This is a genomic window from Vibrio sp. S17_S38, assembly GCF_014694375.1.
Classification (GTDB): Bacteria; Pseudomonadota; Gammaproteobacteria; order Enterobacterales; family Vibrionaceae; genus Vibrio.
The window spans coordinates 1-19,174 of sequence record NZ_JAAUWW010000021.1 but is presented as its reverse complement, the minus strand read 5'-3'; the positions used below and the strand labels follow the sequence as shown (position 1 = coordinate 19,174).

The window sequence follows — 19,174 nt, the reverse complement described above, 5'->3', positions numbered from 1 at the left end:
CCTAGAATAACCAATAGCAGGAACAAGCCTGAAATAAAATGAAATCAGCCGTTTTTATAATAAGATAAAAATAACGGCTGATGTTTGTGTTTTTTGTCATTTTAAGCCTTGTTGTTTCAGGCTTTGTTACTTGAGGGTGATACTTCAAGTATGTTGGATAAATCGAGTCTGAGTTATGCACTTACATTGTAAAACAGATAGCCCTGATAAGCTAAAAAGCACACAAATAATATGCCACCTTCAATTCTGCTGATGCGGCGTGATTTTCCAAGAGCCATCAGTACCAATAGAGCGGATATTCCGAGCATGACCCAAAAATCACGCCCCATAATATGTTCGCTAATCATGGATGGGTTAATTAGCCCAGGTAATCCCATCACAGCAAGAATATTAAAAATGTTGGAACCGATAACATTACCAACCGCCATGTCATCTTCACCTTTCATGACTCCCGCAATCGATGCAGCAAGTTCAGGTAAACTTGTTCCGATGGCAATGATGGTTAAACCAATAATAAGATCACTCATACCAAAAAACTTGGCGATGATAACGGCATTATCAACCACTAATTTAGACGATATTAATAAAAGAATTAAACCAACAATTACCCAGAAAATAGCTTTTTTGTTATCGACACCATCCGGGATTTCAGATTCTTGTTGCTCAAGCAGAACGTCGTTATTATTTTTTTCTTCTTTACTGATCTTTAGCATCATTAAGATGAAGCCAACAAAAAGTACCATTAGGATGATACCTTCAGAAAACCCAAAATAATTATCCCAAAGTAAAAATCCTGCAATAACCGTAACGATCATCATCAATGGCAATTCACGGCGTAAAATTGTAGAACCTATAGATAGCGGTTTAATTAGGGCGGCAATACCGAGAATTAAGGCAATGTTCGCGATGTTTGAACCAATGACATTACCGATTGCAGTATCCGTTTTTCCATCTAAAGCCGCGGTTGCTGAGACCATCATTTCTGGCGCTGAAGATCCCATTGCAAGAATGGTCATGCCGATAACTAATGGGGATATGCCCATATTTTTAGCAACCGCCGCTGATCCATAGACCAATTTATCAGCACTCCAGACAAGTAATGCTAAACCAACAATAAGTAATCCAACCGCGATTAACATGAGTGTTCCTGCTTATTAAGTAATGAATATCAATAGCCTAAAAATACCAGCCATCTAGTAAACGTATACTTTAAGATGGTATCTAGTGATTTAGACAAGAGGTACGGATTTTGACGGTTTGGGTTAGAAAATGGAAGAGTTTGTACATATTTATTAATAATTTGTCGTAAATAATAGCATTAACCCTTAAATATAATATTGGATCTATTTGATTAGGAATGTGGGCATACAGACCTGTGTTCAGATTACTTTGAACTCAATCACTAATCGGCTATGATACATCGATATTTTTTGTTTGTTATTACATATAAAGGATCCTTATGGAAGGTGATTTGATATCGATAAAATCGTTAACGTTTCGTCGCCAGCAGCGAGTGATTTTTGATGATATTAGCTTGTCGATCCCAAAAGGAAAAATCACTGCGATAATGGGGCCTTCTGGCATTGGTAAAACCACATTATTAAGATTGATCGCAGGGCAAGTTTTGCCGGATCATGGGGATATTGATTTTGATGGTGATAATATTCCTCAGTTATCACGTTCTGAGCTTTATCGTGTACGTAAAAAAATGAGTATGTTATTTCAATCGGGTGCATTATTTACCGATATGACGGTGTTCGATAATGTGGCTTTTCCGTTACAAGAGCACACCGAACTTTCAGGTGAATTGATTCGCAGCTTGGTTTTGCTCAAGTTAGAAGCCGTGGGGTTACGTGGTGCGGCGGATTTAATGCCGAGTGAACTGTCTGGTGGAATGGCAAGGCGAGCCGCATTAGCGAGAGCAATAGCTTTGGATCCTGAACTCATTATGTATGATGAACCTTTTGTCGGACAAGATCCGATTACGATGGGGGTTTTGGTCAAGTTAATCAAACGTTTGAATCATGCATTAGGTATTACCTCTGTCGTTGTCTCGCATGATGTCCCTGAAGTGATGAGTATTGCCGATCATGTTTATCTTCTAGCGAACGGTAAAGTTATCGCGCAAGGTACGCCAAAAGAGCTTGAAAATATGGATGACGATCGAGTGCAACAGTTTTTAATAGGGAAAGAAGATGGCCCAGTACCGTTTCATTTCCCTGCACAATTACTAGAAAAGGATCTGTTCGACTGTGAATAAGCCACACAATCATCGATTTGACTGGATCGCTAATTTGGGTGCAAGCACTCTGCAATCTTGTGAATCTTGGGGGCGAGCATCACTGATGTTATTTGGCGCTTTAATTGGGCGGCCGCAACCAAGAAAAAACTTTCCATTATTGATTAAGCAACTCTATGCCGTTGGCGTTCAGTCTTTGGCTATCATCATTGTATCTGGCCTGTTTATCGGAATGGTCTTGAGTTTACAAGGCTATGTTATTTTAGTGGATTACGGCGCTGAAGGTAATTTAGGCCAAATGGTGGCGTTATCGTTATTACGTGAATTAGGGCCTGTAGTGACTGCGCTGCTTTTTGCTGGCCGTGCGGGTTCTGCATTAACGGCTGAAATTGGATTGATGAAAGCGACAGAGCAATTATCCAGCCTTGAAATGATGGCAATAGATCCTTTAAGACGAGTGATCGCACCGAGATTCTGGGCGGGTGTTATCTCGATGCCATTATTAGCGATGATTTTTATGGCGGTTGGTATTTGGGGCGGTCAATTAGTCGGTGTTGAATGGAAAGGGATTGATTCGGGCAGTTACTGGTCTGCAATGCAATCTGCTGTGAATTTAGGGCATGATGTTGGCAATAGCCTAATTAAGTGTTTTGTCTTTGCCATCACTATTATTTGGATAGCTTTATTTAATGGATATGATTGCGTGCCTACCTCGGAAGGGATCAGCCGAGCTACGACCAGAACGGTCGTACATTCATCTTTAGCGGTATTAGGGCTAGACTTTATTCTTACTGCATTGATGTTCGGAAATTAATGCTAGTAAATTAATGATTAGCGAAGCCTGATTATAGCGATATGTAGAATTTAACTTTGGAAAGTAACGATGCAAAAAAATCGTAGTATTGAATTGTGGGTTGGGTGTTTCGTATTAGCTGGAATTTTAGCTATTTTAATCGTGATGTTTAAAGTGGCCAACGTGACGAGTATCGGTCCAACCGACAGCTACATATTGAAAGCTGACTTTGATAACATAGGTAACTTGAAAGTACGATCTCCAGTCAAAGTCGGTGGAGTAGTCATAGGTCAAGTAAGCGATATCAGCTTAGATACCAAGAAATATATCCCAGTTGTTACCATGACCATTGGACGTAAATTTGGCCAATACCCTGAAACCTCGAGCGCTAAAATTCTAACATCGGGTTTGATTGGAGAGCAATATATTAGCCTAGTGCCTGGATTTGTAATGGATGACGTTGCGATGCTCGATAACGGAGATTTTATTGAGGATACTAAATCGGCATTAGTGTTAGAGGATTTGATCGGACAAATGCTGTATAGCGTTAAGGGTTCAGATTCAAAAGATGAAAAAACGAATGATACTAATTGATTATCGAAAATCAATAATAACAGTACGTTTAAATAAATAGTGGTTTAGAAAATAGTGATTAGGTCATATTAGTGACCAAAGGAATATATATGAATTGGATAAAGCAAACATTAGCATTGATCACTTTGTTGCTAGTGAGTATAGGACTGCAGGCTAAAGAGGTCGATGCAACCAACCCGTATCAGATGATGCATCAAGTAGCGGATCAAACATTTTCTCGCTTAAAAGCAGAGCAAGCTGATATTCGTAAAAATCCCAATCAATTAAAAACGATTGTGGATGAAGAAATGATGCCTTATGTTAATTATCAATACGCCGCATTAAAGTTACTTGGGCCTAATTTACGTGGTGCTGATAAGAAAGATGTAGAAGCGTTTATCAATGAATTTAGAGCGTATCTAATTACTTCTTATGCTCAAGTACTCACTCAATATAGCAATCAAAAAATTCAGTTTGAAAAAGAGCAGTCGATTGAAAGCGACCGTCGTATTATCAATGTTAGAGTTGAGATTATTGATCCATCACGTCCAAGCATTAAACTCGATTTTACGTTACTTAAAAACAAGAATTCGGGTGAATGGAAGGCTTACGATATGGTTGCTGAAGGGATAAGTTTACTGTCTAGCAAACAATCTGAATGGAACACTAAAATTCGTCAAGATGGGATCCCGTCGGTCACGAAAGAGCTTGCAGAGTTAGCGCAAAAAGATATTACCTTTGAGACTAAAAAGTAATGATACACCCACAGTGGCAATTTGATTCTGATGATTCTGCATCTATAACTGGAATACTTACTCGAGATACCGTGCCCTCGCTTTGGTCACAGCTACAAGCTTGGCAGGTGAAAAATCCAACTTTTGAAGTATGCTTAAAACAGATTGGAAGGGTCGATTCGGCTGGTATGGTCATGCTTATTCATTTAATACAGCATGCAAAACTTCAAAATTGCCATATAATACTGACTTTTATGCCCGAACAACTGAAAACTTTATTTGAGTTGAGTAATATAGACGGCTTATTTTCTTTTCATATTCGATAAATTATGAGTACTCGTCTACCCAAAATATAAGGGTGTAGTGCTGTAGGGGACACAGTGGATATTAATCAAGTTAAACAAATTTTAGATGATGCTTTAGCATTGCAAGAAATTCATGTAAAAGGTGAAGGTAGCCATTATGAAGTGGTTGCGGTTGACTCAGCGTTTGAAAGCATGAGCCGAGTGAAGAAACAGCAATTAATTTACGCTCCGCTGATGGAATATATCCAAAGAAATGATATTCATGCTGTCTCAATCAAAGCATATACACCAGAAGAATGGGCACGCGATAAAAAATTAATGTCGCTGTAATCTGTTGCTGTCATATAGATAAAGAAATCAAGGTTTTTAATGGAAAAGTTTAGAGTACATGGCTCCGGCCCGTTGCAAGGCGAAGTGACTATTTCTGGCGCAAAGAATGCAGCATTACCTATTTTGTTTGCTTCTATTTTATCTGAAGGCTCGGTTGAGGTCAGTAACGTTCCAGCGTTACGTGATATTGATACCAGTATGGAATTATTAAAGCGTCTTGGAGCTGAAGTATCACGAGAAGATGAAACCATCTTAGTGAACGCAGGCCCAATTAACGAATACTGCGCACCTTATGATTTAGTAAAAACCATGCGTGCTTCTATTTGGGCATTAGGTCCGTTAGTCGCTCGTTTTGGAAAAGGTCAAGTTTCTCTACCTGGAGGCTGTGCCATTGGTGCTCGCCCTGTTGATCTCCATATTCATGGTTTAGAGCAATTAGGCGCAACCATCACACTTGAAGATGGTTATGTAAAAGCCGAAGTTGATGGTCGTTTAAAAGGTGCTCACGTTGTAATGGATAAAGTGTCTGTTGGTGCGACCATTACGGTTATGTGCGCTGCAACGCTAGCTGAAGGTACAACGGTACTTGAAAATGCTGCACGTGAACCGGAAATTGAAGATACCGCAGCATTTCTAAATGCACTTGGTGCCAAAATTACTGGTGCTGGTTCAGGTTCAATTACCATTGAAGGTGTTGAGCGCTTGGTCGGTGGTAAACATACCGTTGTAGCTGACCGCATTGAAACCGGAACTTTTTTAGTTGCTGCTGCTGTTTCTGGCGGTAAAGTGAAGTGCCTAAATACTAAAGCATCATTACTTGAAGCTGTATTGGCTAAATTGGAAGAAGCTGGCGCAAAAGTTGAATCTGGTGAAGATTGGATCAGCTTAGATATGACTGGTCGTGAATTGAAAGCTGTCACTATTCGTACTGCTCCGCATCCAGGTTTTCCTACTGATATGCAAGCCCAATTTACGCTATTGAATATGATGGCGAAAGGTGGCGGTGTGATCACTGAAACTATCTTTGAAAATCGCTTTATGCATGTACCCGAATTGATGCGTATGGGAGCAAAAGCAGAGATAGAAGGAAATACGGTTATTTGTGGCGATACGGATCATCTAACGGGCGCGCAAGTAATGGCAACTGATTTACGTGCATCAGCTAGCTTAGTGATTGCAGGTTGCATCGCGAAAGGCGAAACTATCGTTGATCGTATTTATCATATTGATCGTGGTTATGATCGTATTGAAAATAAGCTCAACAAATTGGGTGCTAATATTGAGCGTTTTAAAGAACAATCGCTGTGATATTAAATCTAAATAATATAAAGCCCTCAATATCCAATTATTTTGGGTAAAGAGTGTCTTTCGGGTAAGATACCCTACATTAGGAAGCTGAAGTCTTAAGATTTCAGCTTTTTTATTATTTTATATCTGATTTTAGATGCCTAAAATAAATGTGATTGGAGAACTCAAATGATTGCTTTACTGCGTATTATTGCTGTGGCGATTTTTGCTGTATTGATGTTTATATTCGGTTGTGGGTATTGTTTACTTAGTCCACGAAACCCTCGCCACGTGTATACCTTTGGACGTATGTTTGCTCGTATGTCGAAAGTGTTTGGTATTACATTAGAATTAAGAGTGCCTGAAAATGCGAATGAAAGAGGCCAGCATATTTATCTAGGTAATCATCAAAATAATTGGGACTTATTTACAATTTCAGCTGCGTTAACCCCAAATGCAGTGACGGTGGGGAAAAAAAGCTTAGTGTGGTTGCCTCTATTTGGTCAGCTTTATTGGCTGACGGGCAATATTTTAATTGACCGAGCGAATCGAACCAAGGCGGCCGGAACGATTGGGCAGATAGCGGAGCAAATAAAGAAAAATAAAGTATCGGTTTGGATGTTTCCAGAAGGGACTCGTTCTCGTGGACGAGGTTTGTTACCTTTTAAAACTGGCGCTTTTCATGCTGCAATTGCAGCACAAGTTCCTATTGTTCCTATCATCTGTAGTAGTACGGATAAGGTAAAATTAAATCGTTGGAACAATGGTCATGTCATTGTCGAAATGCTGCCACCAATTGATACCGATGGCTACAGTAAAGAGAATGTTCGCTTATTACTGAAAGAATGCCGTAATCAAATGAAAGATAAGTTAGCTCAACTTGATGCAGAAGTGCTTGAGTTAAATAAAAGCTAGACGAGTCAAAGCAATGAAGAGCCAATGTAAGGTGTTACATTGGCTTTTTTTATGACTATTTTAACCATCCTTTCCGTTTGAAGTAGAGATAAGGCGCAAAACCAGAAGCCACCATCAGAGATAGTGCAAATGGATATCCATACACCCACTCTAATTCTGGCATAACGGTAAAGTTCATCCCATAAATACTGGCAATTACTGTTGGTGGTAAAAATACCACAGCAGCTATTGAAAATATTTTAATGATTTTATTTTGTTCGATGTTAATGAAGCCTTGAGTTGAATCCATTAAAAAATTGATTTTCTCAAATAAGAATGTTGCATGGGACATAAGAGTCTCAATATCTCGCCCAATTTCTCGTAACCTTTCTAGTTGTTCTGGTGTCGACTCTAGATTACGTAATAGAAATGAGATAATGCGCTGAGTATCCATCAGACATAATCGAATTTTACCATTACTATCTTCCAACTTTGCTAAGCGACTAATGCATTCTTCTAAGTTAGCTTCTAGATCTTCGAGTACGGTATGACTCACTTTTTCTAACTGAAAGTGGATGTCTTCTAAAGTATCGGCATGGTTTTCAATTTTTTGCTCAAGAATGGTAATGAATAATGATTGTACATTCTCACAGCTCACTTGACCTTTACGAGCACGTAAACGCAATAATCTAAAATCAGCAATACTTCCTTCTCTGATGGTCACAAGCCTATCTTCTTGCAAAATAAAAGCGATGTTGACTGTCGTATGCCGACCTTCTGTTGGTGAAATAAATAATGAGTGAATATGCATCCCTTCATTATCGACAAAATATCTTGAAGAGGCTTCTATTTCTCCAACATCACCACTATTTGGCAATTCAATTCCTAGTGATTTAGACAGTAGTTTCCGTTCTTCATTACTAGGCTCTCTCACATCAATCCAATCAGCTTGCTCGATTAGTGGTAAGTGCTCGGTATTATTATCGGTTGAGATTTCACGAATGAAACCATGATCTATTTGAAAGAATCGCATCGAGTAGAACTCCTAGCTAAATAGCTTTACAGCATAGCGAATACAACCATGCTTTATCGTGGAAGCATTTTAATTAAGTCTATAATGAATAGCTTGGATTATTTATACGACTGTTACATTTTGAAATATCCATTGACAATGTACTTGCCTAGGCAGTAATATCTCGTTCTATTTTATTGCCTAGGCAAGCATATTGATGAGGTATGAATAATATGAATAGTGCCTATGTAGGTGCAGTACCCATTGGCAGGATGATCCATTTAGTTAATCAACATAAAGATCGGCTTCTTAGTGCGCACTTATCGCCGATTGATATTACACCAGCTCAATTTAAAGTGTTGGCTGTTATTGAAGTTGAAGGTATTTATTCCCCAGTAGAAATTAGCAAAGCATTGTCAATTGATTGTGGCTCAATGACCCGAATGGTTGAACGTTTAGTCAAAAAGTCGTTAATTGAAAAGCAACCTAATCCAAATGATAAGCGTGGAGTATTGTTAAGTCTTACCACTCTTGGTGTTGAGATACTTGAACAATGCCTTGAAATTATTGCGACTCATGTTGGACCTAAATTAACTGGGGACCTCAATTCTGAGGAGATTGATCAATTGCTGGGTTTATTAACGAGAATGCTGACATCGTAGAATTATATATTTAATCAATTGGTTACATTAAATAATCATCTTTTTTATTACTTTCTTTTTTAATGGTTGAATCATGGACACACAAGACAAAAACAATAATGTTGCAGAAAAACCTAAAAGTAAGCGTAAGGCTTCTTTTGTCATCTTTTTTATTATTTTGATCGTACTAGCAGTCGGTGGGTATTTTTACTATGTAAGCTATTTGAAGTTCTATGAAGAAACGGATGATGCTTATGTGAATGGAAATCTAGTCACACTTTCTCCTGAAATTGCTGGCACAGTAACAACCGTTGGGCCTGATGAAGGTGATTTTGTTAAAAAAGGCCAAGTATTAGTTGAGCTGGATTCGAACGATACTCAAATTGCACTGCAAGCTGCAGAAGCTAAATTGGGCTCAAAAGTACGTGAAGTTCGCAGTATGTACGTTACCGTTGATAATTTTAAAGCCAAAGTTGAAGCGAGTAAGGTGCAATATCGTCAGGCTATTAATGACTACAATCGTCGTAAAAATTTAGTCAAAAAAGGTGCTATTTCGAAAGAAGACTTGAACCATTATAAAGATGCAGTTGAATCTACTCGCAGTGATTTAGAAGCGTCACAAGAAGCACTAAAAATGACATTAGCGTTGGTGGATAATACCGTGCTTGAAACGCACCCTGGTATTAAGGGGGCAATAGCTGAATTACGTCAAAGTTACTTGGCCAATATTCGTAGTCAAATTGTGGCACCAGTCAGTGGCTATGTCGCAAAACGTTCCGTTCAGTTGGGAAGCAGAGTTCAGCCAGGAACCTCATTAATGGCGATTGTTCCTCTTCATCAAGTGTGGGTTGATGCGAACTTTAAAGAAAGCCAGATGAAAGATATGCGTATTGGTCAGCCTGTTGTCTTAACCGCTGACTTGTATGGGGATGACGTTAAATATAAAGGTGAAGTGGAAAGTTTAGGGATTGGTACCGGTAGTGCATTTTCACTTTTGCCAGCTCAAAATGCCAGTGGTAACTGGATTAAGATCGTTCAACGTTTGCCAGTTAAAATCCGTTTAGATGATGAAAACCAAGATAAATATCCACTACGAATTGGCCTATCAATGCTTGCGACTATTAGTATTAAAGATACTGATGGTAAGTTACTCGCGGTTGAACCAAAGAAAGAAGCACGCTATAGCACTGATGTGTATAAAGATGCGCTATCACAAGTAGATAAACTGGTGACCAAAATTTTACACGATAATATTGGTTTTTCAGAGGCAGAGACTCAAGAACAACTAGCTAAGTAATAGGGGATCTTATGAATGATCAAACCTATACACCGCCAAGTTTAGTATTGGCTGTCATTGCGTTAGCGCTTGCGACGTTTATGCAAGTGCTTGATAGTACTATTGCTAACGTTGCCTTGCCAACCATTGCAGGTAACCTTGGTGTTAGTTCGGAACAGAGTACTTGGGTTATTACTTCATTTGCCGTATGTAATGCGATTGCGTTGCCGTTGACGGGGTGGTTTTCTCGTCGTATTGGGCAATTGCGTTTATTTATAGTATCAGTTGCTCTGTTTACTTTAACGTCACTATTATGTGGCTTAGCGACAAGTATGCCAGAGCTGATTGTGTTTCGTGCATTGCAAGGCTTCTTTGCCGGTCCAATGTTTCCTATGTGCCAGACGTTATTGCTCGCTATATTTCCATCGGTTAAGCGGGGAACTGCATTAGCTTTAATTTCAATGGTAACGGTAGTTGCACCTATAGTAGGGCCTATTACGGGTGGTTGGATCACGGATAATTATTCATGGCCTTGGATCTTTTTTATTAACATTCCCATTGGGATATTTTGTTGCACTGTGGTATGGCAACAGCTAAAAGATCGTGCTGATATCACCACTAAAATGCCAATTGATTTTATGGGGATCGCTTTGCTGGTGGTCGGAGTCGGTTTGCTTCAAGTTGTGCTTGATTTAGGTAATGATGCGGATTGGTTTGCTTCGACTAAAATTGTAGTGATGACCATTATCTCTGTGATTGCGCTTATCTCATTTGTTATTTGGGAATTGACCGAAAAGCACCCTATCGTCAATCTTTATTTATTTAAAGATAGAAATTATACCTTTGGGACTTTAGCGTTAGTACTAAGTTATGCCGCATTCTTTGCCATAAATATTATTTTGCCACAGTGGTTACAAATTTATATGGGGTACACCTCGATTTGGGCAGGACTTGCCTCCGCTCCAATGGGGATCTTACCGTTCTTATTAACCCCTTTTGTTGGAAAGTATGCTCATAAAGCCGATATGCGAGTATTAGCCACAATATCCTTCGTGATTATCGGTACATCATGCTTTATGCGTGCAGGTTTTAATACTTTTGTTGATTTTGAAACCATCGCTTTGGTACAGCTGTATATGGGAATCGGTATAGCATTTATGTTTATGCCATTGACGACAATTTTCTTGTCTAATATGCATGGACAAGATATTGCAGAAGCCTCAGGTTTAACGACATTCTTACGTGTGCTCGGTGGGAGTTTTGCATCATCGTTAACGACTTGGATATGGCATCGCCGAGCCGATTTTCATCATGCAACCTTAACGGAACATGTGAGTAATTATGAACCCGCCTCTGTGGAATATTTAAATCATATGGGAGGGCAGACTCAAGCTAATTTTGCAGCGGTTGATCATATTATTACCACGCAATCATTTATGAACTCAACCATTGATTATTTTTACATGCTAGGTTGGCTGTTCTTAATTCTGATTGTGTTCGTGTGGTTTGCTAAAGGGCCATTTATAAAATCAGGTCCCGCAGCACCATCTGCAGGACATTAAATGATAAGCGATATTTATTGATCTTATGGTCGGAGAAAAAGGCGCTAATTAGCTTTATGGAGTAATTTTATACACTAATTAGTGCCTTTTTTATTAAAGATGAAATCCGCGCCTTTATTTTGATAGCCCGGCTAACTGAAAAGGTAATAAAGTGACTTGATTAAAAGCATTCGCTAGCTGAAATAAAGCCTCTTTTTTCTGCTTAGAATCGGGTAGCCCTTTGGGGGACCAATAACATATTTGCTCTAATGCTTTATAGTTTGGTTCTTCGCCACTGTTTATCCGTTCAAGTGCTATTTTTATTTTATGCTGCTGTAACAAGTTTATTTGATGACTCGTCACACCAATTAGACTTGGTAAGCCAAATAATACTTTCTGTTGTTGCTGTAAATCGTATACTTTTGTTTGTAGCAACTGTTCTATTTGATGTGAGGTTTTTAGTTTAAGTAAAATAGGCAATGAGGTTTGTTGGCAGCTTTGCTCTAAAACTTTAGGCAGAACTTGCAGGTAGAGTCGTTGTTCTGCTAACCAATCGAGTGAACAAATGGACTCATCTTGCCTCCAAGTTAAACTCAATAACATGACCTCTGGCTGATTGTCTGGCTGACGATAAAGAGGTTCAAGATTAATATTTAGTGGAGAAAGCTTGTTGTCATCTTCTAACCAATGAGTAATTTGTTGTAATCTCATCAGGTTATCCTTGGTACGCGGTATGGTTTCTGGATATAACACACAATCACTGGCTGTTAGCTGCTTTGTTTCATCTAGGGCCTGTATTGCTTGATCTAGTAATTCGTCTGCATTTAGTTGATCTTGTACGTCACTAAAAGCAATACCTAAACGCATCGAGATAGGGAAGCTATATTCACGGGATTGGAAATCAAAACTTAATTGTTGTTTTATTTCTTGCCCCCATGATCTAAGCATTTCAGGATCGCCTGAATATGGGCTGACTAAAACAAACTCATCCCCACCTAAGCGAAAAGCGACAGCGTCTTTATACTGAGAGAGTTTTTCTGCAAATGAAATGAGCACTCGGTCACCAACATGATAACCTATCTCATCATTAATAAGCTTAAAGCGTTTTAAATCTATCGCCACCACAGAAATGGGGTGGTTTTTATTTAACTTCTGTTGTAGATATTGATCTAGAGATCGACGGTTTCCTAGTTTGGTCAGAGGATCATGTTTTGCAAGATTAGAAGATCGCTGTGTTGTCCTCAATAACGCAGTGGCTAGTAATAAGCTAATGATGAACATCATGAGTTGCCAAAATTGAATAAGATCGTTATTGGTCCTAATTCCTTTGCTAATGGTTCCACTTAATACTTGGCTTAACGCATAATTTAAAACCAATAAGTCAGCTTTTGTTTGTAGTATTTTTTGTTGGAATGCGGCCTGATGTAGTTGCTCTGGATTAATGAGATCTTGATCCATTGTTTTAATGGTACTAAATAAATTGGCAACACCTTGCTCTACGTCTGGGTGGTTAGCCCTTAACATTTCGGTTTCGTCAGATTCTAAAAAGATCTCTAATCGGTTCCAAAGTAAGTCATAGCTTTGAGATAGTTCGGATAGCTTTACACCATTAAGTTGGTATAAACGTGCTTGATATAGAAAGGTTTCAGATTGATATAATATCCGATTTGAATACCAATTAGTTGAACGATAAAACGTATCAATATTATCTTCATTTTCTTTTTGTAAATAAACACTCCATAGAAAACTAGCAGTAAATAGCGTAAGGAGGGCAAGGAAAATAATATTAATAATATGCTGTTTAGATAAGTGTAATCGGATCATTACTGGGCCTTAATTCTATTTACTTGCCAAACAAATTTATTCAACATTTCATCTATAGAATCTACTTTGGGATATTGATTAAAAGGTAATAGTACCCAAAGAGGGCCTTTGTTACGTAAAGCCATTCTTTTTCCATCTTGTTTCATGGCCAAAATAAAAGGGTATTTTTTTAACTCTTTCTCTTTAATATCATAGGCATAACCATTGATGCCATAAACTTTAATCGATTGAAATGGCTGAGGGAAATTACTTGTTACTAAGCTAAGTCTGGGGCCTTGATAAGTATGGGGGTTCTTTGTCCAAGGTGTTGAGGTAGTAAAGCTTTCTTGAGGTAGCGCTTCTAGTTCTTCACGACTTAGTATTTTACGATACCCAGAACTAGACTCTAAAGTGAGTAATACTTCCGCTTGAGAATAGAAAGACAAAAGAATAGTTATCAATCCTATTATCAGATAATAATAGCTTTTCATTGATGGATTCATAAATATTGCCAAGTATGTTTAATCGTAATGTTTTTATTCTAACATTACTCGGACAATAGTTACTATTAATGGATGGGTTAAAAAAGAAACAGAGTATTAGCATTAACTCTGCTTCATTTTTATTCACTGGCTAGTAAAAGCGTTTTTTGTTATTAGTTTCGAACCGCAATGGCTTCAATTTCAATGCCAACATCTTTTGGTAGGCGTGCCACTTCAACGCATGAGCGAGCAGGGTAATTAGCGACCTTATGCTCATCAAAGAAAGCACCATACACTTCGTTCACTGCAACAAAATCATTTAAATCTTTAACGAATACAGTCATCTTTACGATATCGGTAACGGTTAAGCCGGAAGATTCAATGACTGCTTTTACGTTATCAAGAGATTGGCGAGCCTGAGCTTTAATATCACTTGGTACTTCACCTGTCACAGGATTCACTGGGATTTGACCAGAAGTCATGACCATATTGCCAAGATCAACGCCTTGAACATAAGGACCAATTGCCGCAGGGGCTGCGTCTGTATGTAGAACTTTTGTCATTATCATATCCATTTTTATATTGAGTTAGGTATTCATCATAACCAATCAGTGTGTACGATTAAACTACCTTTCTGTCATGATGTCGCGTGAGAAGCTTTTTTCACAATATTTACATTTCAAACGAATCACATCATTTTTTTCTGTCACGCTAAAACTGCTTGATACCGGTTCGTTATGAGTGATGCAATTACTGTTGGCGCAACTAAATACATCGACCACTTGCTTAGGCAATGTGAGTTCAAGTTTCTTTACAACGGAGTAATTTTCAATCTGATTAACTGTGGCTTTAGGTGCGTACAAAGCCAGTTTTTGAGCTTGTTCTTCGTTAATGAATGTATTTTCAATCTTCAATAAATCTTTTGCCCCTAATGCTGATGAAGGGAGATTTAAGCCAATCGTCACTCGTTCATTAGAATTATGCATATTAAAAAGACGCAGTACTTTAACGCCTACATGGGCTGGAATATGATCAATCACAGTACCGTTTTTAATTGCTTCAACTTGAAGTTGGTTTTGTTTAGACATGATGATCTCCTTTTATAATTCTGAATTAAGAACAAGAGCTAACAGAGCGGTACGTGCATACACACCATTTTCCGCTTGTTGGAAGTAATAAGCGTGAGGGGTTTTATCGACATCCACGGTAATTTCATCAACACGAGGAAGTGGATGCAGTACCTTCATATTATCTTTGGCATTTTTTAATGAAGCTGCGGTTAAGACAAAAGCGGATTTAATATGTGCATATTCAGATTCATCAAAGCGTTCTTTTTGCACTCGCGTCATATATAAAATATCTAGCTTGTCCATTACGCTTTCAACTTCGTTGTGTAAGCTATACGTAATACCAGCATCGTCCAACTCTTCGCAAATATAATCTGGCATAGCTAACGCTTCTGGCGCAATAAAGTAGAAGCGGACGTTATTGAATTTAGCTAATGCTTGAGTCAATGAATGCACGGTACGACCATATTTAAGGTCACCAACGAACGCGATATTAATACCATCGAGCGTTCCTTGAGTTTCATAAATAGTGTACAGATCGAGCAGGGTTTGGGTTGGATGTTGGTTTGAACCATCACCCGCATTGATGATAGGAGTGCCATTTGAAAACTCAGAGGCTAAACGTGCCGCGCCTTCTTGTGGATGACGCATCACAAAGGCGTCAACATATGATGAAATAATCTGAATCGAATCGGCGAGTGTTTCACCTTTGTTAGCATGTGAAGTGTTACCCGCATTATCAAAACCAATCACACTGCCGCCGATACGTTGAATCGCCGTTTCAAAAGAGAGACGCGTTCGGGTCGATGGTTCAAAAAAACAACTCGCGACCACTTTTCCTTTAATCAATTCTGGTTGAGGTTCTGCTTTGATTTTCGCAGCCGTTTGAATGATTAACTCCATTTCCTCACGTGAAAGCTCAGGAATGGAAATGATGTGTTTTTGATAGAGCGAGTTTGCCATGTGGGTTCCTTAACGAATATCAACCATAAATACATATTATACAGATACAAAAAAACCTCCGATAGAAGGAGGTTTTTTATGAGTGGAAAGATCGAATAATCAAGCCATACAAGCTAGTGAGCTCGTAACATAACACGGTAATTTTACCTTGCTGCGGCATTTTATCTTCCCTTTCATTGATTGAGGAAAATTATACGCACTATCTTTTTTAGCGCAAGCGTTTGCTACTTAAATACACATTGGCTTGATATTGCTCAAATACGAACCATTTTATGCGCTAAACGAAGCCTGAATTAATTGCCTAAAGTCGCGATCATAATTGCTTTAATCGTATGCATACGGTTTTCTGCTTGATCAAAAACAATTGAGTGGCGAGATTCGAATACTTCTTCGGTGACTTCTAAGCCTTTCATATCATATTTATCTGCAACTTCTTTTCCAACCGTAGTTTCATCGTTATGAAAGGCGGGTAAGCAGTGCATAAATTTAACTAAAGGGTTACCGGTTGCGTTGATTACATCGGTATTGATTTGATATGGCTTCATTAATGCGACTCGTTCATCCCATGCTTGCGCCGCTTCACCCATTGATACCCACACGTCGGTATAAAGGAAATCACAGTCTTTTACGCCACTTGTAACATCTTCGGTTAAGGTGATTTTGGCTCCGGTTTGTTTGGCAACGGCTTGGCATTGAGCCACGAGTGCTTCTTCTGGCCAAAATGCCTTTGGAGCAACAAGGCGAATATCCATCCCCATTTTTGCCGCACCGACCATCAGTGAGTTACCCATGTTATTGCGGGCATCTCCAAGGTAAGCAAAAGATAATTCATGTAATTGTTTACCACGACTAAATTCTTGCATAGTTAAGAAGTCAGCTAGAATTTGAGTTGGGTGGAATTCATCGGTCAGGCCATTCCAAACCGGAACACCAGCATGTTGGCCTAACTCTTCGACAATGACTTGTCCATAACCACGATACTCAATACCGTCATACATACGTCCCAATACGCGTGCGGTATCTTTCATTGATTCTTTATGACCAATCTGTGAGCCAGATGGACCTAAGTAAGAGACTTGTGCTCCTTGATCAAAAGCAGCCACTTCAAATGCGCAGCGAGTACGAGTTGATGACTTTTCAAAGATCAAAGCAATATTTTTTCCGACTAATGTTTTTCGCTCACTCCCTGCGTATTTGGCTTTTTTTAAGTCAGCAGAAAGATCCAACAAAAATTGGATCTCTTTGGGAGTGAAGTCTAATAGTTTAAGAAAATTACGATTGCGAAGATTGAAAGCCATAATGACGTCCCTATTCAATAAATGAAGCAAAGAGTATTTATACATAAAAATGCTGTTAAAGTGAATTTTTATTTGATTGTATTTTTACATACCTTCCAATGGTGTTTCATGGCAAAATACGCTTTCTGAATTTAGCCCATATTGGAGCACTGTCATGTCTAACAATGATCAATCTATGCAAGATGATTACTTATCAGTTGAAGAGCTGATTGAATTTCAAAAAGAAGAAACTCGCGACATTATTGCAGCATTGATTGAAGATGGCAGTGATCCGGATGCTTTATACGATATCGAACATCATCTGTTTGCAGAAGATCTTGAAGTGTTACAAGAAGCCGTTATTGAAGCTTTTAAAATGGGCTTTGAGGTTTTAGAAGCAGAAGAAACTGAAGACGAAGATGGACAGAAAGTATTGTGCTGTGATGCTATTATGCAGTCGGCTTTAGATCCTCTTTTGATTGATGAGCAAGTTGCAAAGTTAGTTGATTTAGCTGAAAAATATGACATTATTTATGATGGATGGGGCACTTTTTACGAAGGTGAAGATGCAATCTATGATGAAGAAAATGACGACTACGACGCCGAATAACATTTCTTTATAAGATGCTCAATCAGCCAGCCTTGTCGCTGGCTTTTTTATGCTATTTTTAATGTAGTATTAATTGAATAGTCTCAGCTATTATGAGATACATGGACGATTATGCATCAACCTCTTACTGGCTTTTGGCAGCTTTCACCGTTAACTGATTTAACTATCCCGCAAGCGGATATTGAGTTTCCATCGGCATTGAAATCAGTTTTACCTCGATCTTTATCTGAAAGTGATATTGCTACCCAAGAGTGGCATTTGATGCATGATATTGAGGTTGATGAATCAATGTTGGGTTTAGCTGCCATTGATTTAGTGATTGAAGGTATTAATCATTATGCAGAAGTTCGAGTTGGTGGAGTAGCAGTTTATGACTGTGATGGTAGCCAATATCGCTACCAAAAAGACATCAAAGAGTATCTTAATCTTGGTAGAAATCGGATTGAAATTCTGTTCTTAGATCAACAAGAAGAGGATTGGTTGATTGATGAGCAAGATGCGGTTTGTCATTTGGATCATCAGCAAGTCGAGTTAACCGATCAAGCAATCGGCATTAAACGGACGCCATTTTTACGTTTAATTCGCAGTGTACGCTTACACCATGTTACGACCGAGCAGATCTGGCATCATGGAGGCTGTGAGTTGAAGGTTGATGTTTATTATCAAACACTTAAATCCGGCTTGGTCTCGGCAGATATCAAATACAACGGTATGACATATACAGTTCCGCTCGATATACGCAGCGATCATGTCACAGCCATTTTCCAGATAGATGCGCCAAAGCAAGCATTGTTATCAAATGATGGTCGGTCTGTGCTATCAGGATCTACTCAGCTTTTTGTCCATTTAGATGGGTATCATTTCCCGTTCGACATTGCGTTATCGGAACAGCAATGTGTCAGTCATTATCCACTTTAACCTGTAAAGATTTAAAATGAGCGTAGGGAAGTGAGGCACAACTTAGTATCATACCCATTTGATCTTTATAGAGCTTTAGCCATTACCACTTCACAATCGCCATGCCCTGTATTTCCCCATGCACTTTCTAAATGCTCAAAGCCCAACTTTTCATATAAGGCCAATGCTGCTTTAAGTTCGGCGGTAGATTCTAAATAGCATTGTTCAAATCCCAGCACTTTCGCTTCTTGAAAACATATTTCGATTAGCTTTCGAGCAAAGCCTTGCTTACGTGCTTGTGGCAATATGTACATTTTTTGCAACTCGCATATTTCTGGTTTCCCAGCTAAGTGTCACCACCAGTGCAAAAATGATCCACTAACACCAATTGAAAATTGATCCACTTGGTATCATTCAGTTTTAACAAAACTGGATGGTGATTATGTTAAC

Annotated in this window: 22 protein-coding genes; 13 read left to right on the top strand and 9 right to left on the bottom strand. The window is 38.8% G+C overall.

The genetic code is table 11. From position 1 onward, the window contains the following. Nucleotides 1–173: 173 nt before the first annotated feature. Nucleotides 174–1,139, bottom strand: a complete 966-nt coding sequence (locus tag HC725_RS14560; RefSeq protein ID WP_190332597.1) for a calcium/sodium antiporter — start codon at nt 1,137–1,139, stop codon at nt 174–176. A 320-nt stretch (nt 1,140–1,459) separates the two neighbouring features. On the opposite strand from HC725_RS14560, the gene mlaF reads away from it, so the two are divergent. The 8 genes from mlaF to HC725_RS14520 all read left to right on the top strand — a co-directional run bounded on the left by mlaF (nt 1,460) and on the right by HC725_RS14520 (nt 7,176). Next, nucleotides 1,460–2,260: a phospholipid ABC transporter ATP-binding protein MlaF gene (gene mlaF, locus HC725_RS14555; protein ID WP_190332596.1), complete on the top strand. Its 801-nt coding sequence runs from the start codon at nt 1,460–1,462 to the stop codon at nt 2,258–2,260. Between the two features lie 25 nt (nt 2,261–2,285). After that, the gene (mlaE, locus tag HC725_RS14550; protein ID WP_446751375.1) at nt 2,286–3,053 is read left to right on the top strand and encodes a lipid asymmetry maintenance ABC transporter permease subunit MlaE; all 768 of its coding nucleotides are present in this window, start codon (nt 2,286–2,288) and stop codon (nt 3,051–3,053) included. Between the two features lie 69 nt (nt 3,054–3,122). Continuing rightward, on the top strand, nt 3,123–3,626 hold the full coding sequence (gene mlaD, locus HC725_RS14545; protein ID WP_190332594.1) for an outer membrane lipid asymmetry maintenance protein MlaD: 504 nt from the start codon (nt 3,123–3,125) through the stop codon (nt 3,624–3,626). Between the two features lie 89 nt (nt 3,627–3,715). Continuing rightward, nucleotides 3,716–4,360, top strand: coding sequence for a phospholipid-binding protein MlaC (gene mlaC / locus HC725_RS14540; RefSeq protein WP_190332593.1), 645 nt, complete (start codon nt 3,716–3,718; stop codon nt 4,358–4,360). Beyond that, nucleotides 4,360–4,665, top strand: a complete 306-nt coding sequence (locus tag HC725_RS14535; protein ID WP_190332592.1) for an STAS domain-containing protein — start codon at nt 4,360–4,362, stop codon at nt 4,663–4,665. Before mlaC ends, HC725_RS14535 begins: the two co-directional genes overlap by 1 nt. A 54-nt stretch (nt 4,666–4,719) precedes the next feature. Continuing rightward, nucleotides 4,720–4,974, top strand: a complete 255-nt coding sequence (gene ibaG, locus HC725_RS14530; RefSeq protein ID WP_190332591.1) for a BolA family iron metabolism protein IbaG — start codon at nt 4,720–4,722, stop codon at nt 4,972–4,974. A gap of 39 nt (nt 4,975–5,013) precedes the next feature. Then, nucleotides 5,014–6,282, top strand: coding sequence for a UDP-N-acetylglucosamine 1-carboxyvinyltransferase (gene murA, locus HC725_RS14525; RefSeq protein WP_190332590.1), 1,269 nt, complete (start codon nt 5,014–5,016; stop codon nt 6,280–6,282). Nucleotides 6,283–6,450: 168 nt separating this feature from the next. Continuing rightward, nucleotides 6,451–7,176, top strand: coding sequence for a 1-acylglycerol-3-phosphate O-acyltransferase (locus HC725_RS14520; protein WP_190332589.1), 726 nt, complete (start codon nt 6,451–6,453; stop codon nt 7,174–7,176). 55 nt (nt 7,177–7,231) lie between these two features. On the opposite strand, the gene corA is transcribed toward HC725_RS14520, so the two are convergent. Next, the gene (gene corA, locus HC725_RS14515) at nt 7,232–8,188 is read right to left on the bottom strand and encodes a magnesium/cobalt transporter CorA (protein WP_190332588.1); all 957 of its coding nucleotides are present in this window, start codon (nt 8,186–8,188) and stop codon (nt 7,232–7,234) included. Nucleotides 8,189–8,391: 203 nt separating this feature from the next. On the opposite strand from corA, the gene HC725_RS14510 reads away from it, so the two are divergent. The 3 genes from HC725_RS14510 to HC725_RS14500 all read left to right on the top strand — a co-directional run bounded on the left by HC725_RS14510 (nt 8,392) and on the right by HC725_RS14500 (nt 11,646). Beyond that, nucleotides 8,392–8,829, top strand: a complete 438-nt coding sequence (locus HC725_RS14510; protein ID WP_190332587.1) for a MarR family transcriptional regulator — start codon at nt 8,392–8,394, stop codon at nt 8,827–8,829. 73 nt (nt 8,830–8,902) lie between these two features. After that, entirely contained in the window at nt 8,903–10,105 is a 1,203-nt protein-coding gene (locus tag HC725_RS14505; protein ID WP_190332586.1) for an efflux RND transporter periplasmic adaptor subunit, read from the top strand. Nucleotides 10,106–10,116: 11 nt separating this feature from the next. After that, nucleotides 10,117–11,646 (top strand): DHA2 family efflux MFS transporter permease subunit, encoded by a 1,530-nt coding sequence (locus HC725_RS14500; protein WP_190332585.1) that lies wholly within the window; start codon nt 10,117–10,119, stop codon nt 11,644–11,646. Between the two features lie 114 nt (nt 11,647–11,760). Here the strand turns inward: HC725_RS14500 and HC725_RS14495 are convergent, their stop codons facing one another. The 6 genes from HC725_RS14495 to argF all read right to left on the bottom strand — a co-directional run bounded on the left by HC725_RS14495 (nt 11,761) and on the right by argF (nt 17,238). Next, the gene (locus tag HC725_RS14495; RefSeq protein WP_190332584.1) at nt 11,761–13,449 is read right to left on the bottom strand and encodes a GGDEF domain-containing protein; all 1,689 of its coding nucleotides are present in this window, start codon (nt 13,447–13,449) and stop codon (nt 11,761–11,763) included. Next, on the bottom strand, nt 13,449–13,931 hold the full coding sequence (locus HC725_RS14490; RefSeq protein WP_190332583.1) for a hypothetical protein: 483 nt from the start codon (nt 13,929–13,931) through the stop codon (nt 13,449–13,451). The genes HC725_RS14495 and HC725_RS14490 overlap by 1 nt, the downstream gene beginning before the upstream one ends. A gap of 152 nt (nt 13,932–14,083) precedes the next feature. Beyond that, nucleotides 14,084–14,473, bottom strand: coding sequence for a RidA family protein (locus HC725_RS14485; protein WP_190332582.1), 390 nt, complete (start codon nt 14,471–14,473; stop codon nt 14,084–14,086). Nucleotides 14,474–14,536: 63 nt separating this feature from the next. Continuing rightward, nucleotides 14,537–14,998 (bottom strand): aspartate carbamoyltransferase regulatory subunit, encoded by a 462-nt coding sequence (gene pyrI / locus HC725_RS14480; RefSeq protein ID WP_190332581.1) that lies wholly within the window; start codon nt 14,996–14,998, stop codon nt 14,537–14,539. Between the two features lie 12 nt (nt 14,999–15,010). Then, complete coding sequence (gene pyrB / locus HC725_RS14475) at nt 15,011–15,940, bottom strand: aspartate carbamoyltransferase (RefSeq protein ID WP_190332580.1); 930 nt, start codon at nt 15,938–15,940, stop codon at nt 15,011–15,013. Between the two features lie 293 nt (nt 15,941–16,233). Continuing rightward, entirely contained in the window at nt 16,234–17,238 is a 1,005-nt protein-coding gene (gene argF / locus HC725_RS14470; protein WP_190332579.1) for an ornithine carbamoyltransferase, read from the bottom strand. Between the two features lie 154 nt (nt 17,239–17,392). Here argF and rraB point away from each other — a divergent pair, with 154 nt between their 5' ends. After that, nucleotides 17,393–17,827 carry a ribonuclease E inhibitor RraB gene (gene rraB, locus HC725_RS14465; RefSeq protein WP_238928525.1) on the top strand — a complete coding sequence of 145 codons (435 nt, stop codon included), beginning with the start codon at nt 17,393–17,395 and terminating at the stop codon, nt 17,825–17,827. A gap of 111 nt (nt 17,828–17,938) precedes the next feature. Then, nucleotides 17,939–18,745: a glycosyl hydrolase 2 galactose-binding domain-containing protein gene (locus tag HC725_RS14460; RefSeq protein WP_190332578.1), complete on the top strand. Its 807-nt coding sequence runs from the start codon at nt 17,939–17,941 to the stop codon at nt 18,743–18,745. Nucleotides 18,746–18,810: 65 nt separating this feature from the next. Here the strand turns inward: HC725_RS14460 and HC725_RS14455 are convergent, their stop codons facing one another. Then, nucleotides 18,811–19,056, bottom strand: coding sequence for a GNAT family N-acetyltransferase (locus HC725_RS14455; RefSeq protein WP_342365956.1), 246 nt, complete (start codon nt 19,054–19,056; stop codon nt 18,811–18,813). Nucleotides 19,057–19,174: the final 118 nt, after the last annotated feature.